Annotated in this window: 16 protein-coding genes; 10 read left to right on the top strand and 6 right to left on the bottom strand. The window is 67.7% G+C overall.

Translation table 11 applies throughout. From position 1 onward, the window contains the following. Positions 1-201 precede the first annotated feature (201 nt). From aceE to RZ1_RS23075, 6 genes are all read left to right on the top strand, one after another. Entirely contained in the window at positions 202-3,057 is a 2,856-nt protein-coding gene (gene aceE, locus RZ1_RS23100) for a pyruvate dehydrogenase (acetyl-transferring), homodimeric type (protein ID WP_072814855.1), read from the top strand. A 49-nt stretch (positions 3,058-3,106) separates the two neighbouring features. Beyond that, complete coding sequence (locus RZ1_RS23095; RefSeq protein WP_072814854.1) at positions 3,107-4,420, top strand: PucR family transcriptional regulator; 1,314 nt, start codon at positions 3,107-3,109, stop codon at positions 4,418-4,420. Between the two features lie 128 nt (positions 4,421-4,548). Further along, a complete protein-coding gene (locus RZ1_RS23090; RefSeq protein WP_072814853.1) occupies positions 4,549-5,466 on the top strand; it encodes an ACP S-malonyltransferase in 918 nt (305 codons plus the stop codon). A 119-nt stretch (positions 5,467-5,585) separates the two neighbouring features. Then, positions 5,586-5,864 (top strand): meromycolate extension acyl carrier protein AcpM, encoded by a 279-nt coding sequence (gene acpM, locus RZ1_RS23085; RefSeq protein WP_068162700.1) that lies wholly within the window; start codon positions 5,586-5,588, stop codon positions 5,862-5,864. Between the two features lie 8 nt (positions 5,865-5,872). Next, a complete protein-coding gene (locus tag RZ1_RS23080) occupies positions 5,873-7,114 on the top strand; it encodes a KasA/KasB family beta-ketoacyl-ACP synthase (RefSeq protein WP_072814906.1) in 1,242 nt (413 codons plus the stop codon). Between the two features lie 98 nt (positions 7,115-7,212). Further along, positions 7,213-8,646: an acyl-CoA carboxylase subunit beta gene (locus RZ1_RS23075; RefSeq protein ID WP_072814852.1), complete on the top strand. Its 1,434-nt coding sequence runs from the start codon at positions 7,213-7,215 to the stop codon at positions 8,644-8,646. A 144-nt stretch (positions 8,647-8,790) separates the two neighbouring features. Here RZ1_RS23075 and RZ1_RS23070 read toward each other — a convergent pair whose 3' ends face one another. The 3 genes from RZ1_RS23070 to RZ1_RS23060 form a co-directional block, all read right to left on the bottom strand. After that, on the bottom strand, positions 8,791-9,297 hold the full coding sequence (locus RZ1_RS23070) for a DUF3145 domain-containing protein (protein WP_072814851.1): 507 nt from the start codon (positions 9,295-9,297) through the stop codon (positions 8,791-8,793). A gap of 104 nt (positions 9,298-9,401) precedes the next feature. Next, positions 9,402-10,229: a serine hydrolase domain-containing protein gene (locus RZ1_RS23065; protein ID WP_072814850.1), complete on the bottom strand. Its 828-nt coding sequence runs from the start codon at positions 10,227-10,229 to the stop codon at positions 9,402-9,404. 35 nt (positions 10,230-10,264) lie between these two features. Beyond that, positions 10,265-11,392: an NDMA-dependent alcohol dehydrogenase gene (locus RZ1_RS23060; protein ID WP_072814849.1), complete on the bottom strand. Its 1,128-nt coding sequence runs from the start codon at positions 11,390-11,392 to the stop codon at positions 10,265-10,267. Between the two features lie 203 nt (positions 11,393-11,595). On the opposite strand from RZ1_RS23060, the gene RZ1_RS23055 reads away from it, so the two are divergent. The 3 genes from RZ1_RS23055 (at position 11,596) to RZ1_RS23045 (ending at position 15,066) form a co-directional block, all read left to right on the top strand. Further along, complete coding sequence (locus RZ1_RS23055; protein WP_072814905.1) at positions 11,596-13,275, top strand: MBL fold metallo-hydrolase; 1,680 nt, start codon at positions 11,596-11,598, stop codon at positions 13,273-13,275. A 189-nt stretch (positions 13,276-13,464) separates the two neighbouring features. After that, positions 13,465-13,884, top strand: a complete 420-nt coding sequence (locus RZ1_RS23050) for a Zn-ribbon domain-containing OB-fold protein (RefSeq protein WP_072814848.1) — start codon at positions 13,465-13,467, stop codon at positions 13,882-13,884. 33 nt (positions 13,885-13,917) lie between these two features. Then, complete coding sequence (locus RZ1_RS23045) at positions 13,918-15,066, top strand: thiolase family protein (protein ID WP_072814847.1); 1,149 nt, start codon at positions 13,918-13,920, stop codon at positions 15,064-15,066. Between the two features lie 76 nt (positions 15,067-15,142). On the opposite strand, the gene RZ1_RS23040 is transcribed toward RZ1_RS23045, so the two are convergent. The 3 genes from RZ1_RS23040 to RZ1_RS31465 form a co-directional block, all read right to left on the bottom strand. Then, complete coding sequence (locus RZ1_RS23040) at positions 15,143-16,117, bottom strand: endonuclease/exonuclease/phosphatase family protein (RefSeq protein WP_072814846.1); 975 nt, start codon at positions 16,115-16,117, stop codon at positions 15,143-15,145. 101 nt (positions 16,118-16,218) lie between these two features. Further along, a complete protein-coding gene (locus RZ1_RS23035) occupies positions 16,219-17,226 on the bottom strand; it encodes an RNA-guided endonuclease InsQ/TnpB family protein (protein ID WP_238071647.1) in 1,008 nt (335 codons plus the stop codon). Between the two features lie 5 nt (positions 17,227-17,231). Continuing rightward, positions 17,232-17,336, bottom strand: coding sequence for a hypothetical protein (locus RZ1_RS31465; RefSeq protein ID WP_238071651.1), 105 nt, complete (start codon positions 17,334-17,336; stop codon positions 17,232-17,234). A 429-nt stretch (positions 17,337-17,765) separates the two neighbouring features. On the opposite strand from RZ1_RS31465, the gene RZ1_RS30875 reads away from it, so the two are divergent. Next, positions 17,766-18,650, top strand: an 885-nt coding sequence (locus RZ1_RS30875; RefSeq protein WP_507763205.1) for an LGFP repeat-containing protein, incomplete at its 3' end; no start/stop codon positions are given.

Here is an 18,650-nt window from a genome sequence, read left to right as displayed (position 1 = left end):
CGGGACCCGGTCCGTCCGGTTCGGGCGATTCTCGGGTGTCGTCGGCGGCGGGGAACCGCCGACCGGCCGCTGCCACGCGGACACGAATGGGGGAAGATGAGGAGTGCATCATGTTCAGATGTCGATGAGTCGGCTCCCACAAGAGCCGATCAACGGAGCGGGCGCCACACCTGCGCGCCCCACCACGATGAGGAGCAGACGTTGACAGACCTGATCCACGGACCTCAATCCCTAGACGGCGCCGACACTCCGGGCGTCACGGGATCGGGGCCCTCGCCGAGTTCGACGGCACCGGCCACCGACAGCCGAGTTCGCGTCATTCGTGAGGGTGTGGCCTCTTACCTGCCGGACATCGATCCGGCCGAGACCACCGAGTGGCTCGAATCGTTCGACGGCATGCTCGACGCCGCCGGCCCTTCACGCGCCCGCTATCTGATGCTGCGGATGCTCGAACGGGCCGGCGAGCGCCACGTATCGATTCCCGCGTTGACCTCCACCGATTACGTCAACACCATTCCCACCGAGAGTGAACCCTGGTTCCCCGGTGACGAAGAGGTCGAGCGACGATTCCGCGCGTACATCCGCTGGAACGCCGCGATCATGGTGACCCGCGCGCAGCGGCCGGGCATCGGCGTCGGTGGCCACATCTCGACCTACGCGTCGTCGGCGGCGCTCTACGAGGTCGGTTTCAACCACTTCTTCCGCGGCAAGGACCACCCCGGTGGCGGCGACCAGGTCTTCATCCAGGGCCACGCCTCCCCCGGCATCTACGCCCGCGCGTTCCTCGAGGGCCGCATCTCACCCGACCGGATGGACGGCTTCCGTCAGGAGCACAGCCACGCCTCGCTGGGCGGCGGCTTGCCGTCGTACCCGCATCCGCGGTTGTTCCCGGAGTTCTGGGAGTTCCCGACGGTCTCGATGGGTCTCGGTCCGATGAACGCGATCTACCAGGCGCGGTTCAATCACTACCTGCACGACCGCGGCATCAAGGACACCTCGGATCAGCACGTGTGGGCCTTCCTCGGCGACGGCGAGATGGACGAGCCGGAGTCGCGCGGCCTGGCACACGTCGCCGCGACCGAGGGCCTGGACAACCTGACGTTCGTCGTCAACTGCAACCTGCAGCGCCTGGACGGCCCGGTGCGCGGCAACGGCAAGATCATCCAGGAGCTGGAGTCGTTCTTCCGCGGGGCCGGCTGGAACGTCATCAAGGTTGTGTGGGGCCGCGAGTGGGATGCGCTGCTGCACGCCGACAAGGACGGCGCACTGGTCAATCTGATGAACGTCACCCCGGACGGTGATTACCAGACGTACAAGGCCAACGACGGCGCGTTCGTCCGGGAGCACTTCTTCGGACGCGATCCGCGCACGAAGGAACTCGTCAAGGACCTGACGGACCAGGAGATCTGGAATCTCAAGCGCGGTGGCCACGACTACCGCAAGATCTACGCCGCTTACCAGATGGCGATGGAGCACAAGGGCCAGCCGACGGTGATCCTGGCGCACACCATCAAGGGCTACACGCTCGGTAAGCACTTCGAGGGCCGCAATGCCACGCACCAGATGAAGAAGCTGACGCTCGAGGACCTGAAGTACTTCCGGGACCTGCAGCGCATCCCGATCTCGGACGCCGAGCTCGAGGCGAACCCGAAGATGCCGCCGTACTACCATCCCGGCTTCGAGTCCCCCGAGATCCAGTACATGCTGGACCGCCGCCGCCAGCTGGGCGGATTCCTGCCCGAGCGCCGCACGTCCGCCGCCCCGCTCACGCTGCCCGAGGCCGGCACCTACGACGTGGTGCGCAAGGGCTCGGGGAAGCAGCAGGTCGCCACCACGATGGCGCTGGTGCGCGTGCTCAAGGAACTGCTGCGCGACAAGGAGATCGGCAAGCGCATTGTGCCGATCATCCCCGACGAGGCCCGCACGTTCGGTATGGACTCGTGGTTCCCGTCGCTGAAGATCTACAACCGCAACGGCCAGCTCTACACCTCGGTCGACGCCGAGCTGATGCTCGCCTACAAGGAGAGCGCGGTCGGTCAGATCCTGCACGAGGGCATCAACGAGGCCGGATCCACGGCATCGTTCACCGCGGTGGGCACGTCGTACGCCACGCACGGCGAGCCGATGATCCCGGTGTACATCTTCTACTCGATGTTCGGGTTCCAGCGCACCGGCGACGGCCTGTGGGCGGCCGCCGACCAGATGGCCCGAGGCTTCGTGCTCGGCGCGACCGCCGGCCGGACCACGCTGACCGGCGAAGGTCTGCAGCACGCCGACGGCCACTCGCTGCTGCTCGCGTCCACCAACCCGGCGGCTGTCACCTACGATCCGGCGTTCTCCTATGAGATCGCCCACATCGTGCGCGACGGTCTGCGCCGTATGTACGGCGGAACCCCCGGAGTCGACGGATTCGGTGGCGAGGACATCTTCTACTACATCACCCTCTACAACGAGCCGTACGTGCAGCCGGCCGAGCCCGCGAACCTCGACGTGAGCGGGTTGCTCAAGGGCATGTACCTGTACCGGACGGGTGCGGCGTCCGGACCGAAGGCGCAGATCCTCGCGTCGGGTGTGCTCATGCCGGAGGCGTTGCGCGCCCAGCAGATGCTCGCCGACGAGTGGGGGGTGTCTGCGGACGTGTGGTCGGTGACGTCGTGGGGTGAACTGCGCCGCGACGGCATCGAGTGTGATCGCCGCGCCCTGCTCGATCCGGGTTCGGAGGCACCGGTCCCCTACGTCGCGCGGGTGCTGTCCGATGCAGCCGGCCCGTTCGTCGCGGTCTCCGACTGGATGCGGGCGGTTCCCGACCAGATCCGGCAGTGGGTGCCCGGCGACTACACGGTGCTCGGCGCCGACGGGTTCGGATTCTCCGACACCCGTCCGGCCGCGCGCCGCGTGTTCAACATCGATGCCGAATCGACCGTCGTCGCGGTGCTCGCCGCGCTCGGCCGCGAGGGTGCGGTCGATCGGGCGCGGGCCGTCGAGGCGGCGACGAAATACCGGATCGACGATGTCACCGCCGCACCCGAGCAGACGTCGGATCCGGGTGTCGCCTGATCGTGCACGTCCTGCGACGGGCGATCGGCCACGGGCGTAGTTTCGTGCCATGGTCGAGGACTCCGCGGCACCGCGGCTGACACGGGCACCGGGCACCCCCACGGGGCGCCCGGTGCCGCCGGCGCGTCCGGAGCGCGCGCCGCTGCCCGACGCACTGCTGCGTCGCGTCAAACAGTTCTCCGGCCGCCTGTCCACCGAGGCCGTGCACGTGATGCAGGAGCAGTTGCCGTTCTTCTCCGACCTCGACGCCTCGCAGCGGGCGACGGTGCAGCTGGTCATCCAGTCGTCGGTCGTCGACTTCATCGAGTGGGTGCGCGACCCGGAGATCGACATCCGGTTCAGCACCGACGCGTACCAGGTGATCCCGCAGGACCTGGCGCGGCGGCTGACGTTGCGGCAGACCGTCGACATGGTGCGGGCCGCGATGGAGTTCTTCGAGCAATGGCTGCCGGCGCTCGCTCGCAACGAGCAGCAACTGGTGGCGTTGACGGAGGCGATCCTGCGGTACGGCCGCGAGCTGGGTTTCGCGGCCGCGTCGGTGTACGCGAGCGCCGCCGAGTCACGCGGCGCGTGGGACACGCGGCTCGAGGCGCTCGTCGTCGACGCCGTGGTGCGCGGTGACACCGGTGCCGACATGCAGTCCCGCGCGGCGACCCTCAACTGGGACGCGACGGCCCCCGCAACCGTGATCGTGGGGACCCCGCCGCCGGACGAGAACGTGTCGGTGGTGACGACGGTGCACACCATCGCCCAGCAGCACGGGCGCGCGGCACTGGCGGTCGTGCAGGGTGAGCGGCTCGTGATGGTCGTCAGCGGGATATTGCACGGCGCACCGGACGCGGTGGCGTTCCGCGACGAACTGATGCGGGCGTTCTCGGACGACGCGGTCGTGATCGGTCCGACCACCCCTGCGCTCGGCTCCGCGCATGTTTCTGCGGTCGAGGCGATGGCCGCGATGGAAGCGGTGGCGGGATGGCCCGGCGCCCCGCGCCCCGTGCACGCCACCGAGTTGCTGCCCGAACGCGCGCTGCTGGGCGACACGGCGGCGATCGAGGCACTCGAGGACTACATCGTCGGGCCGCTGGCCGCGGCCGGTTCGGCGCTGTCGAACACGCTCGACGCATATCTCGACAGCGGGGGTGCTGTCGAGACCTGCGCACGAAAGCTGTTTGTTCATCCAAATACCGTCCGGTATCGCTTGAAGCGGATCACAGAGGTGACCGGTCGCGACCCCACGAATCCCCGTGATGCTTACGTTCTCCGAATCGCTGCGACAGTGGGTCGGTTGGCTCGAAGTCATAACAAACTCCGAACTCCGTCCCCATCAGTCACACGGTTCACATTTCGCGATTCGGGCACGTAACACAGGTCGGCGGTCGATCGATAGAGACGGCCCACTTGGGCTTTTGTAGAAACCCTACAAATCCCTGCGCGAGACTTCATTCCCGCCGACATCTCGAGGAGGGCGCTGTAGGGTGTTCCCTGATCTTCGTGATTTCGCTGCTCGCCCCCGGTCAGGGCTCCCAGACACCCGGCATGCTCGCTCCTTGGTTGGAGCAGCCCGGCGCTCGCGATCGCGTCCAGGTCTGGTCCAAGGCGGCCGGGCTGGACCTCGAGCGCCTCGGCACCACCGCCACGGCGGAGGAGATCACCGATACGGCGGTGACCCAGCCGCTGGTCGTCGCCACGGCCCTGCTCGCCCACGAAGAACTCGAAGCCCGCGGCCTCGTCCCGGCGGACACGATCGTCGCGGGACATTCGGTCGGTGAACTCGCCGCGGCTGCGATCGCCGGCGTCATCACCGCCGACGACGCCGTCACCCTCGCCGCGATCCGCGGTGCGGAGATGGCCAAGGCATGTGCCCTCGAGCCGACCGGCATGTCCGCGGTCCTCGGTGGCGCGGAGGACGAGGTTCTCGCACGGCTCGCCGAGCTCGACCTGACTCCGGCCAACGTGAACGCGGCCGGACAGATCGTCGCCGCCGGCCGGATCTCGGCTCTCGAGGAACTCGCCGCGAACCCGCCCGAGAAGGCGCGTATCCGGCAGTTGCCGGTCGCCGGCGCCTTCCACACCCGATTCATGGTGCCCGCCCAGGAAGCGGTCGCCGACGCCGCGGCGAAGATCGCTCCCAGCGAACCGACCCGCACCCTGCTGTCCAACTTCGACGGCGCACCGGTTGCGTCCGGAACGGACGCACTCTCCAAGCTGGCCGCACAGGTGACCCGGCCTGTGCGGTGGGACCTGTGCACCGCGCATCTGCGCACCGCCCAGGTCACGGCCGTCGTGGAACTGCCCCCGGCGAACACCTTGGTGGGTATTGCCAAGCGCGAAATGCGCGGCACCCCCACCCTGGCGCTCAAGTCCGCGGACGATTTCACGGCACTGGCCGAGTTGCCCGGACTCGGCTAGGTTGCTGCGCGCGCACCGCGCAGCAACACGGGTACGCCCGATCCGGGCACCCGGGCCCGGCCGGAACGTCCGGCCGGATGACAGACCTCCACACTGAAACACATGAAGGGAGCCACGACGTGGCCACCAGCCAGGAAGAAATCATCGCCGGTCTCGCGGAGATCATCGAAGAGGTCACCGGTATTGAGCCCTCCGAGGTGACCATCGAGAAGTCCTTCGTCGACGATCTCGACATCGACTCCCTCTCCATGGTCGAGATCGCCGTCCAGACCGAGGACAAGTACGGCGTCAAGGTTCCGGACGAGGACCTCGCGAACCTTCGCACGGTGGGTGACATCGTCGCCTACATCCAGAAGCTCGAGGCCGAGGGCGTTCAGATCTCGAACGACAACGAGTGAGCCCGACCGTGACTTCCGCCTCTCGTACGTTGCGCAACGTCGTCGTCACCAGCCTTGCGGCCACGACGTCGATCGCCGGTGATGTGGATGCCACGTGGAAGGGACTCCTCGCCGGGGAAAGCGGCATCGGCGCACTCACCGGCGGCTTCGTCGAAGAGTTCGACCTTCCGGTCCGCATCGGCGGAACCCTGAAGGTCAGCCCGGACGAAGGACTCTCCCGCGTCGAGATCCGCCGCATGAGTTTCGTCGAGCGGCTCGCGTTGACTCTCGCGCGCACGGTGTGGAAGAACGCCGGCAGCCCGGAGGTCGAGCACGAGCGGCTCGGTGTCGTCATCGGTACCGGTCTCGGCGGTGGGGAAAGCCTCATCGACGCCGTCGACAAGCTGCGCGCCGGTGGTTACCGCAAGGTGTCACCGTTCGCAGTGCAGATGGTCATGCCGAACGGTCCCTCGGCCACGGTGGGCCTCGAACTCGGCGCCCGCGCCGGGGTCATCACGCCGGTGTCGGCGTGCTCGTCCGGCTCCGAGGCAATCGCCCACGCGTACCGGATGATCGCGCTCGGTGACGCCGACATCATCGTCGCCGGTGGTGTCGAAGGTCAGCTCGATGCGGTTGCCACCGCCAGCTTCGCGATGATGCGCGCGCTGAGCACCCGCAACGACGACCCGAAGGGCGCGTCCCGCCCGTTCGACACGGGCCGCGACGGATTTGTCTTCGGTGAGGCGGGCGCAATGCTCGTCCTCGAATCCGAGGAGCACGCCAAGGCACGTGGTGCGACGATCCACGCCCGCGTCCTGGGCGCCGGAATCACCTCGGACGGATACCACATCGTGGCTCCCGACCCCGAGGGCACGGGTGCTGCCCGCGCGATGACCAGGGCAATCGAGACCGCCGGACTCACCAAGTCCGACATCGCCCACGTCAACGCGCACGCAACGGCCACCCCGATCGGCGATATCGCCGAAGCGAAGGCGATCGGTGCGGCCGTGGGTAAGCACGCCGCGATCTATGCACCGAAGTCCGCGCTCGGACATTCGATCGGCGCGGTCGGTGCGCTCGAGGCAGTACTGACGGTCCTGAGCCTGCGGGACGGAGTCATTCCGCCCACGCTCAACCTCGAGAATCAGGATCCAGAAATCGATCTCGACGTGGTCAAGGGTGAACCGCGCTACGGCGAATTCGATTTCGCGCTGAACAACTCGTTCGGATTCGGTGGGCACAACGTGGCGCTCGCGTTCGGCCGGGTCTGACCCGTCCGACGCCCGCTCGATGTTCGTGGTGGAGGTTCCATCCCTCTCGGCACCTCCACCACGTTCACCCCACCACCCGCCCTTCCCGAGGAGCACCGATGACCATTCTGGATCCTGCCGATACTCGGAACACCGCGGTGGACCCTCGCGACCCGCTGACGCGGCTCGAGAATCTGTTCGACGCCGGCACCGCCCAAACCCTGCATCCGCGTGACAAGTCGGGCGTCCTGGCCGCGATCGGCGACATCGACGGGATTCGCACCGTCGCCTACTGCTCCGACGCCACCGTGATGGGCGGCGCCATGGGTGTCGAAGGCTGCAAGCACATCGTCACCGCGATCGACACCGCGATCGATCTCGACCTGCCGATCGTCGGCCTCTGGCACTCCGGAGGCGCCCGTCTCGCCGAGGGTGTCGAGGCCCTGCACGCCGTCGGCCTCGTGTTCGAGGCCATGGTCCGCGCCTCCGGCCGGATCCCCCAGATCTCCGTCGTTCTCGGTTTCGCCGCGGGCGGCGCGGCCTACGGTCCCGCGCTCACCGACGTCGTCATCATGGCGCCGGAAGCACGGGTGTTCGTGACCGGACCCGATGTGGTGCGCAGCGTCACCGGTGAACAGGTCGATATGGAGTCGCTCGGGGGCCCGGACACACATACCAAGAAGTCCGGTGTCGCGCACATCGCCGCCGAGGACGAAGAGGACGCCCTGCATCGCGCGCGGCGCCTGGTGTCGATGCTCGCCGACCAAGGCGAGTTCGACGCGGCCGTCGCCGCTCGCGGTGACACCGACCTGCGGGCGTTGCTGCCCGCATCTCCGCGGCGCGCCTACGACGTGCGGCCGATCGTCCACGAACTGCTGGACAACGTCGAAGGCGAATCGAGTTTCGAAGAGCTCCAAGGCAACTGGGCGCGCAGCGTCGTCACCGGATTCGGCCGTCTCGGCGGTCGCACGGTCGGTGTCATCGCCAACAACCCGCTGCGGCTCGGCGGATGCCTCAACTCGGAGAGCGCCGAGAAGGCCGCGCGTTTCGTGCGCATGTGCAATGCGTTCGGTGTGCCCCTCGTCGTCCTCGTCGACGTGCCCGGCTACCTGCCCGGTGTCGGACAGGAATGGGAGGGGGTCGTGCGCCGCGGCGCGAAACTGCTGCACGCCTTCGCCGAAGCGCGCGTTCCCCGCGTCACGCTGGTGACCCGCAAGATCTACGGTGGCGCCTACATCGCCATGAATTCGCGCGCGCTCGGCGCGACCGCGGTGTTCGCGTGGCCGGAAGCCGAGGTCGCCGTGATGGGCGCCAAGGCCGCCGTCGGCATCCTGCACAAGCGTGCCCTCGCGGCCGCCCCGGACGAGGAACGCGAAGCGCTGCACGACCGTCTCGCGGCCGAACACGAGGCGATCGCCGGCGGTGTCGGCCGGGCGATGTCGATCGGTGTCGTCGACGAACTGATCGACCCCGCCACGACCCGCAGCACCCTGACCGCGGCACTCGCCGGCGCGACGCCGGGCCGCGGGGAGCACAAGAACATCCCACTGTAGGGGGCGGTACGGCACGAAGCCCTTCCGGATCTCGTCGATCCGGGAGGGCTTCGGCGTGTTCGCCCGGTGGAGGTTCGCTCTTCGTACTTGCGACACTCGACCCGTTGCGGCGCAACCGGTCGGCTCCCGTTGCGGCGCAACCGGTCAGCCCACGTTGCGGCGCAACCAGGTGACCTCGGCGCCGTCACCGCCGCTGCGGTACGGCTCGAGCACCTCGTCCCACGCCGTGCCGAGGGCTCGGTGCAGTTCGGCGGCGAGGTTGCCCGACGCGAGCAGTGCGCGCAGGCGACCCTCACCGACCACAACGTCGCCGTTCGCCGATGTGTTGCCGCGCCACAAGCCGAGTCCGGGGGCGTAGCTGTAGCGCTCGCCGTCGACGCCTTCGCTGGGATCCTCGGTGACCTCGAACCGGAGCATCTGCCACACACGCAGCGCGTCGACGAGCCGGGCGGCGGTGCCCACGGGGCCGGTCCAGTTGACGGTGGTGCGCAGGAGGCCGGGATCCGCGGGCTGCCCGATCCAGGTCGGATCGGGCCGGCTGTCGAGGGTGGCAGCCAGCGCCCACTCGATATGAGGGCACACAGCAGCGGGCGAGGAGTGGATGTAGACCACTCCCGTTGCCGCATCCGCGAACTGGTTCGACGCGCGCATACACACCTCCGTGTTCGACGAGAACGTCTTCCCCAACGAACGTCGTCCACGGTGGCCGCACCCGGCGACACTCGAATCAGTCTGCCTCTGTGACCGGTGTTTCGCTAGCGAACCGGAGAGGTTTCTGTGATCTCACCCAAAACAGCGTCGGAGAACTGGGGCCACAGCGGTTTCGCCCAGTCCCCGAAGGCGCGGTTCGTCAGCGCGACGCACGCGATACCCGGCTCGGGATCGACCCACAGGAACGTGCCGGATTGTCCGAAATGCCCGAAGGTACGCGGCGAGTTGGCCGATCCCGTCCAGTGCGGACTCTTCTGCCCGCGGATCTCGAAACCGAGCCCCCAGTCGTTGGGCTTGTGCATGCCGTAGCCGGGCACGATACCGTCGAGCCCCGGGAACTGGACGGACGTTGCGGCAGCGAATGTCTCCCCCGAGATCAAGGTCGGGGCGAGCAGTTCGGCGGCGAAGTAGGCCAGATCGGCAACCGACGAGTGTCCGCCGTGCCCGGCGGGCCCGGGCAGTGTCGATTCGCGCATGCCCAGCGGCTCGAACACCGCTTCGGTCAGATAGTCCGGGAACGCGATCCCCGTTTCGGCAGCGATCAGGTCGGCGAGCACCTCGAACCCGGCACTCGAGTAGATCCGCTTGCGGCCGGGTTCGGTCTGGGCGGTGCGTTCGCCGAACGCGAGACCGGACGCGTGAGCGAGCAGGTGGCGGACCGTCGATCCGGGCGGTCCCGCCGGCTGGTCGAGTTCGATCGCGCCTTCCTCGACGGCGACGAGCGCCGCGTACGCAACGAGGGGCTTGGTGACCGAAGCCAGCGGATACACCGCGACGGTGTCACCGACGGTGCCGACCACGCCGCCGCGCGTCAGAACGGCGGCGGCGGCGTGGTCGACAGGCCATTGAGAGATCAGATCCAGACTGCGCACCGGTCCAGATTAGAAGACCGGTGCGAGTCCGAGCGTCACCAGTCGGCTTCGGTGTAGCGGATCACGCCACGGATGTTCTTTCCGTCGAGCATGTCCTGATAGCCCTCGTTGACCTGCTCGAGGGTGTAGGTGCGGGTGACCATGTCCGCGAGGTTGAGCTGACCGGACCTGTAGAGGTCCAGCAGATTCGGAATGTCGACGCGGGCGTTGCACCCGCCGAAGATGTTGCCCTTCAGGGTCTTCTGGAGCATCGAGAACATGAAGTTGTTCAGCGTGACGTCCATGTCGGACATGAAGCCCATCGCGGTGACGACACACGTGCCGCCCTTCGAGGTGAGGGTCAGCGACGGGTCGACGTACTCACCCTTCATCTCGCCGACGGTGATGATCGTCTTCTGGCACATCTTGCCCCAGGTGATCTCCATGATCGGGACGATGGCCTCTTCGATCGAGGCGAAGGTGTGCGTGGCGCCGAACTTCATGGCCTGCTCACGCTTCCACGGCACCGGGTCGATCGCGAAGACGTGGCGCGCGCCGGACGCGACGGCGCCCTGCAGCGCGCTCATGCCGACACCCCCGATGCCGATGATCGCGACCGAGTCGCCCGCCTTCACGTCGGCGACGTGGGTGGCCGATCCCCAGCCGGTCGGGACACCGCAGCCGACGAGCGCGGCGAGCTCGAACGGGATGTCCTCGGCGATCTTGACGACCTGGGTCTGGTTGACCGTCATGTACGGCGCGAAGGTGCCGAGCAGCACCATCGGGATGACGTTCTGGCCGCGCGCCTGGACACGGTAGGTACCGTCGGCGATGGCCTGACCGCTGAGCAGACCTGCGCCGAGATCGCACAGGTTGGAGTGTCCGGTCACACAGGACGGACACTTGCCGCAGGCGGGAACGAACGAGAGCACGACGTGATCGCCGACCTCGAGGTCGGTGACGCCCTCCCCGACCTTGGTGATGACGCCGGCGCCTTCGTGACCGCCCATCGCCGGGTAGGCGAGCATCGGCGTCGCGCCGGTGACGATGTGATGGTCGGAGTGGCACATGCCGGCCGCTTCCATACGGATCTGCACTTCGCCGGCGACGGGATCACCGAGCTCGATCTCCTCGACCGACCACTTCTCGTTGACACCCCACAGCAGTGCACCCTTGGTCTTCATCTGACATCGCCCTCCATCACATTTCGACGTTCGCACGTGACGATAGCCACATTCGGACGGAATTGGAACAGGTTCTAGAGGGTTTCTCCGGTACTCGACTTCCCACACACGTCGTCCCGGTCTGCGGGCGGCGCGGTTCCCGATCGGATAGCGTGGAGAATCCAGTCGCGATGTCCCGCGAATCCCCGGCGGTGGAGGAACCCGTGGCCGAAGTTCCGGAGATCACATTCCACGGTGCCGCGAGGACCGTGACCGGCTCGTGCACGGAAGTCACCTTCGGCGACCGACGGATACTCGTCGACTGCGGTCTGTTCCAGGGCTCACGCAGCCTCGAGAGACTCAACCTCGGGGAGTGGGCGTTCGGTCCTGATTCGGTCGACGCCGTCGTCCTCACGCACGCCCACATCGACCACTGCGGACTCCTGCCGAAACTGGTGGCACAGGGCTTCGAAGGCCCGATCCACTGCACGGCCGCGACCGCCGATCTGCTCGAGTTCATGCTCGCCGACTCCGGCCGCATCCAGGAGTTCGAGGCCGAACGCCGGAACCGGCGACGAGACCGCGCCGGACACGAACCGTTCGCGCCGATCTATACCGAGGCCGACGCACTCGAGGCCTGGCGGCGCACCGAGCCAGTGCCGCTCGAGCAGTGGTTCGAGCCGGCCCCCGGGTTCCGCGCCCGCCTGTGGAACGCCGGCCACATCCTGGGTTCGGCATCCGTCGAGCTCGAGGTGGGTGGTGTGCGCATGCTCTTCTCGGGGGACCTCGGACCCGAACACAAAGCGTTCCAGGCCGATCCGGAGGGGCCGTCGCATCTGGACTACGTGGTGTGCGAATCGACGTACGGAGACCGGACACGAACGCGGTGCACCATCGCGGAACGCCGGGCAGTACTCGAGGACGAGATCAATCGCGCCCTCGACCGCGGCGGGAATCTGGTGATTCCCTCCTTCGCTCTCGAGCGGACCCAGGAACTGCTCCTCGACATCGCCCACCTCGTCGACGAGAACCGCATCGCCCAGGTACCGGTGTTCGTCGATTCGCCGTTGGCGATTCGTGCCACCAGCGTCTTCGCCCGATACTCCGGGGAACTCGAGGATCTCGACGGCCGGAACATCTTCCGCCATCCCGCATTCCGGTACACGCAGGATGCCGAGGAGTCGATGCGCATCGACACCTTCTCCAGCGCCATCATCATCGCCGCGTCCGGCATGTGTGAGGCGGGACGTATCCGCCACCACCTCCGGAACAATCTCCATCGCCGCGACTCGACGGTGCTGTTCGTCGGGTTCCAGGCGCAGGGCTCGCTCGGCCGCATCATCCTGGACGGCGCCCAGCGCGTGCGCATCTCGGGGTCCGACGTCGACGTGCGGGCACAGATCCGGCGGATCGAGGGCTACTCCGCACACGCCGACCACGACGAACTGCTCGAGTGGCTGCGCGAACGCAGACCCATCACGGGAGCAGTGTTCCTCGACCACGGCGAACCCGAGGCCGTGGCCGTCCTCGCGGGTGACGTGGAGGAACTCGATTCGATACCCGCCGTGGTCACCCCCGATCTCGGGGCGCGGTACCGCCTGCGTGCGGGCGGCCCCGCCGAACCGCTCGGTACCGTCGAGCCGCGCGCGCACATGATCGGCCGGGACTGGCAGAACGAGTACGCCGCCTTCGCCGTGGATCTGCGCGAGAAGTTGTTGCGGATCGACGACCGTCGCGCGAGGGAACAGGCCATCGCCGACATGAACGCCGTGCTCGAGAACTACCTCTCCCCAGGGGTCCGTCCTCGGCCCGAGGCGGACCGCTCGGCGCACCACCGTGACGACGAGCCGCGACACAAGCGCCGCAAGCGGGTCCCGCGGCGCCGCCGGCGCACGCGCCGCTGATTCCCGAGCCTCGCTGATTCCCGAACCTCGCGACCGACCGGGCGGCCAGGCAGTCACATCTTCATGCCCGCACATCATGCGGATATATTACTCTCGTTGTAGAGAATGTTATTTCCGTCTAACGTGAGCGGCATGCCGGAATGCGGTAACAAGCCGCCGCGACGGCATCGGACAACGGAGGACACGCTCATGACGACGAAGGCGCTCGCGCCCGACGTTTCAACCTGGCCTGCGGACAATCCGCAGCTCATCGGCAGTCACTGCGACGACTGTGCCGCGACGACCTGGCCGCAGCAGCCACGCTGCCCGCGGTGTAGCGGACCGAACATGTCCGAACTGCTGCTCCCCCGCCGCGGAACGCTCGTCGCGTGGACGACACAGGGCTTCGTCCCGAAGCAGCCCTACGCCGGCAGCGAAACCGCAGAGACGTTCACGCCCTTCGCATTCGGACTCGTCCAGCTGGGCGACGTGGTGCGCGTCGAGGCCCGCCTCACCGAGAACGATCCGGACAAGCTCCGGCCGGGCATGGAGCTCGAGCTCCGGTTCGTCCCGTTCTACACCGACCAGGACGGCACCGAGATCGTCACCTGGGCGTTCGAGCCGATCTGACCACCACACCCTGATCGAGGAGTTCCGAGAAACATGAACGACGTTGCCATCATCGGGGTGGGCCTGCACCCGTTCGGCCGGTTCGGCACGAAGTCGGCCATCGAGATGGCCGCCGACGCCATCCAGCTCGCACTCGCCGACTCCGGCGTCGCCTGGAAGGACATCCAGTTCGGAATCGGCGGCAGCTACGAGGTCGACAACACCGACGCCGTGACACGCCTGGTGGGCCTGACCGGCATCCCCTTCACCAACGTGTTCAACGCCTGTGCCACCTCGGCCAGCGCGATCGAACAGACCGCCGACGGCATCCGCTCCGGCAAGTACGACATCGGCATCGCCGTCGGCACCGACAAGCATCCGCGCGGTGCGTTCACCGCCGACCCCGCGATGCTCGGTCTGCCGGCCTGGTACGCCGAGAACGGCCAGTTCGTCACCACCAAGTTCTTCGGCATGAAGGCCAACCGCTACTGCATCGACCACAGTATCTCGCACGAGACGCTGGCCCGGGTTGCGGCGAAGAACTACCGCAACGGCGGCCTGAATCCGAAGGCGTTCCGGCGCACCGCGTTCGGCCTCGACGAGATCCTGAACTCACCCATGTTGAACTACCCGCTGACCGCGAAGATGTTCTGTGCCCCCGACGAGGGTGCCGCCGCGGTCATCATGTGCCGTGGCGACCTGGCCCCGAAGTACAGCGCGAACAAGCCGGTGTACCTGCGCTCCACCGCGATTCGCACCCGCACGTACGGCGCCTACGAGGTGCATGCGACGTGGGCCGCGATCGACGAGGACGTCTCGCCGACGGTGTACGCGGCGAAGGCCGCGTACGAGGCCGCCGGCATCGGTCCCGAGGATGTCGATGTCGCACAGCTCCAGGACACCGACGCGGGCGCCGAGGTCATCCACATGGCCGAGACGGGTCTGTGCGCGGACGGCGACCAGGAGAAGCTGCTGGCCGAGGGCGCCACCGAGATCGGCGGCACCTTGCCGGTGAACACCGACGGCGGTCTCATCGCCAACGGTGAACCGATCGGCGCGTCCGGTATCCGCCAGGTCCACGAGCTCGTGCTGCAGTTGCGCGGCCAGGCGGGCGACCGCCAGGTGCCGAACCACCCGCAGGTCGGTCTCGCGCAGGTCTACGGCGCGCCGGGAACCGCCGCGGCGTCGATCCTGTCCCTCTGATCGAGCGTCACACGCCGACGCGCACCCTGCCGCCTGCTCCCGGGTTCCCATCCCGGGGCGGGCGGCATCGCCGGTTCTAGGGCCGCTCGACGTCCAGGTGAAGGCGCGCCACCACCGCACGGTGGTCCGCGCCCGGTATGTCCACGGCCGTCACCTCTGCCGCGCGCCCACCCGCAACGAGAATGCGATCGATGCCGACCACAGGTGGGAACTTCTTGTCGGTCGGATAGGTGGCCAGGTTTCCGGCACCCGCCTGTTCGACCGCATCGCCGAAACGTCCGGCCAGCAGCGCGCGGAACTGCGCGTGGTCGAACGTCGCGTTGAAGTCGGCGCCCACGATCGCCGGGTGCGTCGCCGGGGTTCGGTCGAGGATGTCGCGCAGACGGGACAGTTCGGCGGCCCACACGTGCGTACCGAAGACCGGAGGCACAGGATGGAAGGCATATACGGCCACCGGCCCGACCCCGGGAACATGCGCGTTCGCCGAGAGCTGGTTCATCACGAACCCGTCGTACTCGACAGTCTCGGACAGCGGGTAGGCACTCCAGATTCCGGTTCCGTTCGCGCCCGCGGCGGGCGCGAGATACCGGTGCGGCAGCAGTCCGTCGAGGCCTTGCGCGCTCAACCCGTCGACGGCCTCCGGCGAAAGTTCGTCGACGGTGAGAATCTCGACGTTCCGGTCGCGCACCTCGGCCACCACGGCGGCAGGGTCGGCGCCCCCGAACAGGATGTTCGTCTGCATCACCCGCACCGCAACGTCGGCTGTGTCCGAGCCGCCAGGGTCCGCCCCGCCCACATGGAGTGGCGCCTGTGTCACGGCCGCGCCGATCACGACGAGACCCGCGACCGCCACGCCGATCCAGCGCCCGAGGGCCGCGAAGACGACAATCCCGATCAGCGCACCGGTCATCAGGTACAGCGCACCCGATGCCGCGAGCACGAGCAGACGCGACGACGACGGACTGGCATGCAAGGCGACCCCGGCCGCTCCGATCGTCGTGGCGATCCACGCAAGGACCCCGGCGCCGCGCCGTACCCACTTCGTCATCATGCCGACCAGCCAATCACGGTGACGGCGTCGAGGGCTGTAGGCCCCGCCCCGTTCGCTTTCGGATTAACGCCTCCGCTGCCTGAAGGCAGGAGATTCCCGGCTCAGACCGCAACCGCACCACCACCGCGAGGGAGGTGATTCGACTGACTGACATCGTCGACACCGGTGTGGCCACGCTCCGCCACAGCCAGAATCACCCCGGCAGCGTTCCGGTCCCGGCACGCGGTGTGCCCGCACGCCCAGCACCGGAAAATACGTTCGCCGAGTCCGAGGCGTTGCCTGGCTCTCGCGAAACACCCCGAACACGTCATGCTCGTGTACGCGGGCCGCACCACCACCACCACCTTCCGGCCGGCCCGCCTGCCGCGTTCGACCAACTCCCGTTTCACCGCTGCGACGGCGGCATCCGCGGCCTTGCGCGCCATGCTGGACTTCGCCAGAAACCGCGGCCGGAAATCCTCCACCGCAATCACCCGATGCGCGCCCACGACAGTCTTGGCCCAGACCCGGCCGTCGTGCAGGTTCTGCCGGGCCGCCTTCTTGTGCACCTTCGCCGCGGCCGTGCGGGCATCCTTGTATCCCCTCGAGGTGGATGTCCCTTCTTCCGGCGGCGGCGCGCCATCTTGCGTTGGGCCTTCGCCAGCTCCGCCGCACACCGGCTCCGGTGTCCATGGTGCGGCAGATCGAACCGCTCGTCGGTGGTGGTCGCGGTCCGGGGTCACGCCCCAGTTGATCCCGATGGCCGACCCTTCGGGAGCGCCCGGTGTCGGGTTACTGTCGCGGGTGACGACGAAGGAGGCGTACCAGTGCCCGAGCGAGTCGCGGAAGATGCGCACACTCGACGGCTCGGTCGGCAACTCCCGCGACCACACCACCGGGACACTCACGCCCTTGGGCAACACCAATCGGTCGTCGCAGATCCGGAAGCCGCGGCGGGTGTATTCGAGCGACGGCAGGGTGTTCTTCCGCGCCTTGAACGTCGGTCGGCCCCGCCCCTTCACCGTGAAGGAGGCGTCCAATGCTCGACCGTAGGTGCGCAGCGTCTGCTGCTGGGCGACCTGGGAGCCGTCCCGCAGCCACGACCAGCGGGCCCGGGCTGCGGTCAACAACTTGCTCAGTTTCGCGAACGTCGGCTTCCCGTCGGTCTTGGATTGGTGGACGGCTTCGTACCAGAGGCAGGAGTCCAGACGATCGCGCCTCCGATGAAGCTCTGCCGCAGCCCGTCGACCCCGAACGGCTGCTGCGGCGAGGTGGGAAACCCAACCCGCTGGCGGGCTCGCCGAGTGAGGCGTACAGGTCCTTGATCTCGTCACACACCTGATACGGCGAGGGCCAGTACGACTGGCAACTCGCCGCCGGCAATCCGCCGCCGCATCGCACTACCGGACGTGGGATGGGTATGCAGGTTCATGGTTGCTTCTTGGGGTGGAAGGACACCGCACAGCGGTAGGGAACACGGCGCCGCAACAGGGGGACAGGCACGGTCCGCGTCTTGTGTGTATCACCGGAAAGTCCGGTTTGCCCCTCGAATCAAAAACAAACCAACCGAATGGTTTTTGTGACTGAGGTGTTATCTGGTGCGTTTGTGGTTCTTGGGAAAAGGTTTAAGTTCTGAAGTAGCGATGGCGCCACCACTACCCCTGTCCGCATGAAAGACAGTAGGTACCAGATGAATTCGCACACCCAGCGGGGTTCCATCGTGCCCCGCAGCAGATGGTGGCATCGATGTGTGGTCGCCGGCACGACGGTGGTGATGGTTGCCGTCGGAGGGTCGGCAGCACTCGCCCAGCCCGCCTCGACCACACCCACGCCGTCCCCGGCGCCCGTGACCACCACGACCGCGCCGGTCCCCTCGGACGCCGTTCCAGCACTGACACCGGCCGAGGACGCCGTCGATCCGTGCGCGGTGCCCACCACGACGGCCCCGCCGACCACAACCACCACGCCACCGGTCACCACGACCACCGCGGCCCCGGCCCCACCCTGTGATCCCACCCCTGCATCGGTGGCGCGGGAGCAGGTCGGTCCCGTACCGGCCCCGGCGTCCGAGTCCGCTCCCGCACCGGAGCAACCACCGGTGGTACCGGCGCAGGACACGGCCACCCCACCACCGGCCGAGACGGTCGCGCCGCTTGCGGCGGAGTTGATGCCGGCCGCTCCGGCCGCGGATCAGCCGATCGCCCCGGATGACCCGAAGTTGTCGTCGAAGACCGCCGAACCCGACCTGGACTGGCGGCCGACCGAGAACCCGAAGTCGACGATCGTGCCCGGCCAGATGCGTTCGGATCGGGAAGAGATCCCCGCGCCGTTCACCAAGGAAGATGCCGACAAGGCCGAGATGCTCGAAGCCCAGCAACGCTCCACCGCGGGCACCTCACGGATGTCTCTGCTGGCAACCTGCCAGACCTACTGGCCGTCCCCGTACAGCGTGTGCGGAGATATCCGCGACAAGTACAACAGCCTCGGTGGACCGTCGAGCTTCCTGTCCTACCCGTCCAGCGGAAACATCGTCAACCCCGACGGGGTCGGCGAA

Source organism: Rhodococcus zopfii NBRC 100606 = JCM 9919 (genome assembly GCF_001895025.1).
Taxonomy (GTDB): Bacteria; Actinomycetota; Actinomycetes; order Mycobacteriales; family Mycobacteriaceae; genus Rhodococcus; species Rhodococcus zopfii.
The sequence above is the reverse complement of the archived record's forward strand: the minus strand, read 5'-3'. Positions and strand labels throughout refer to the sequence as shown.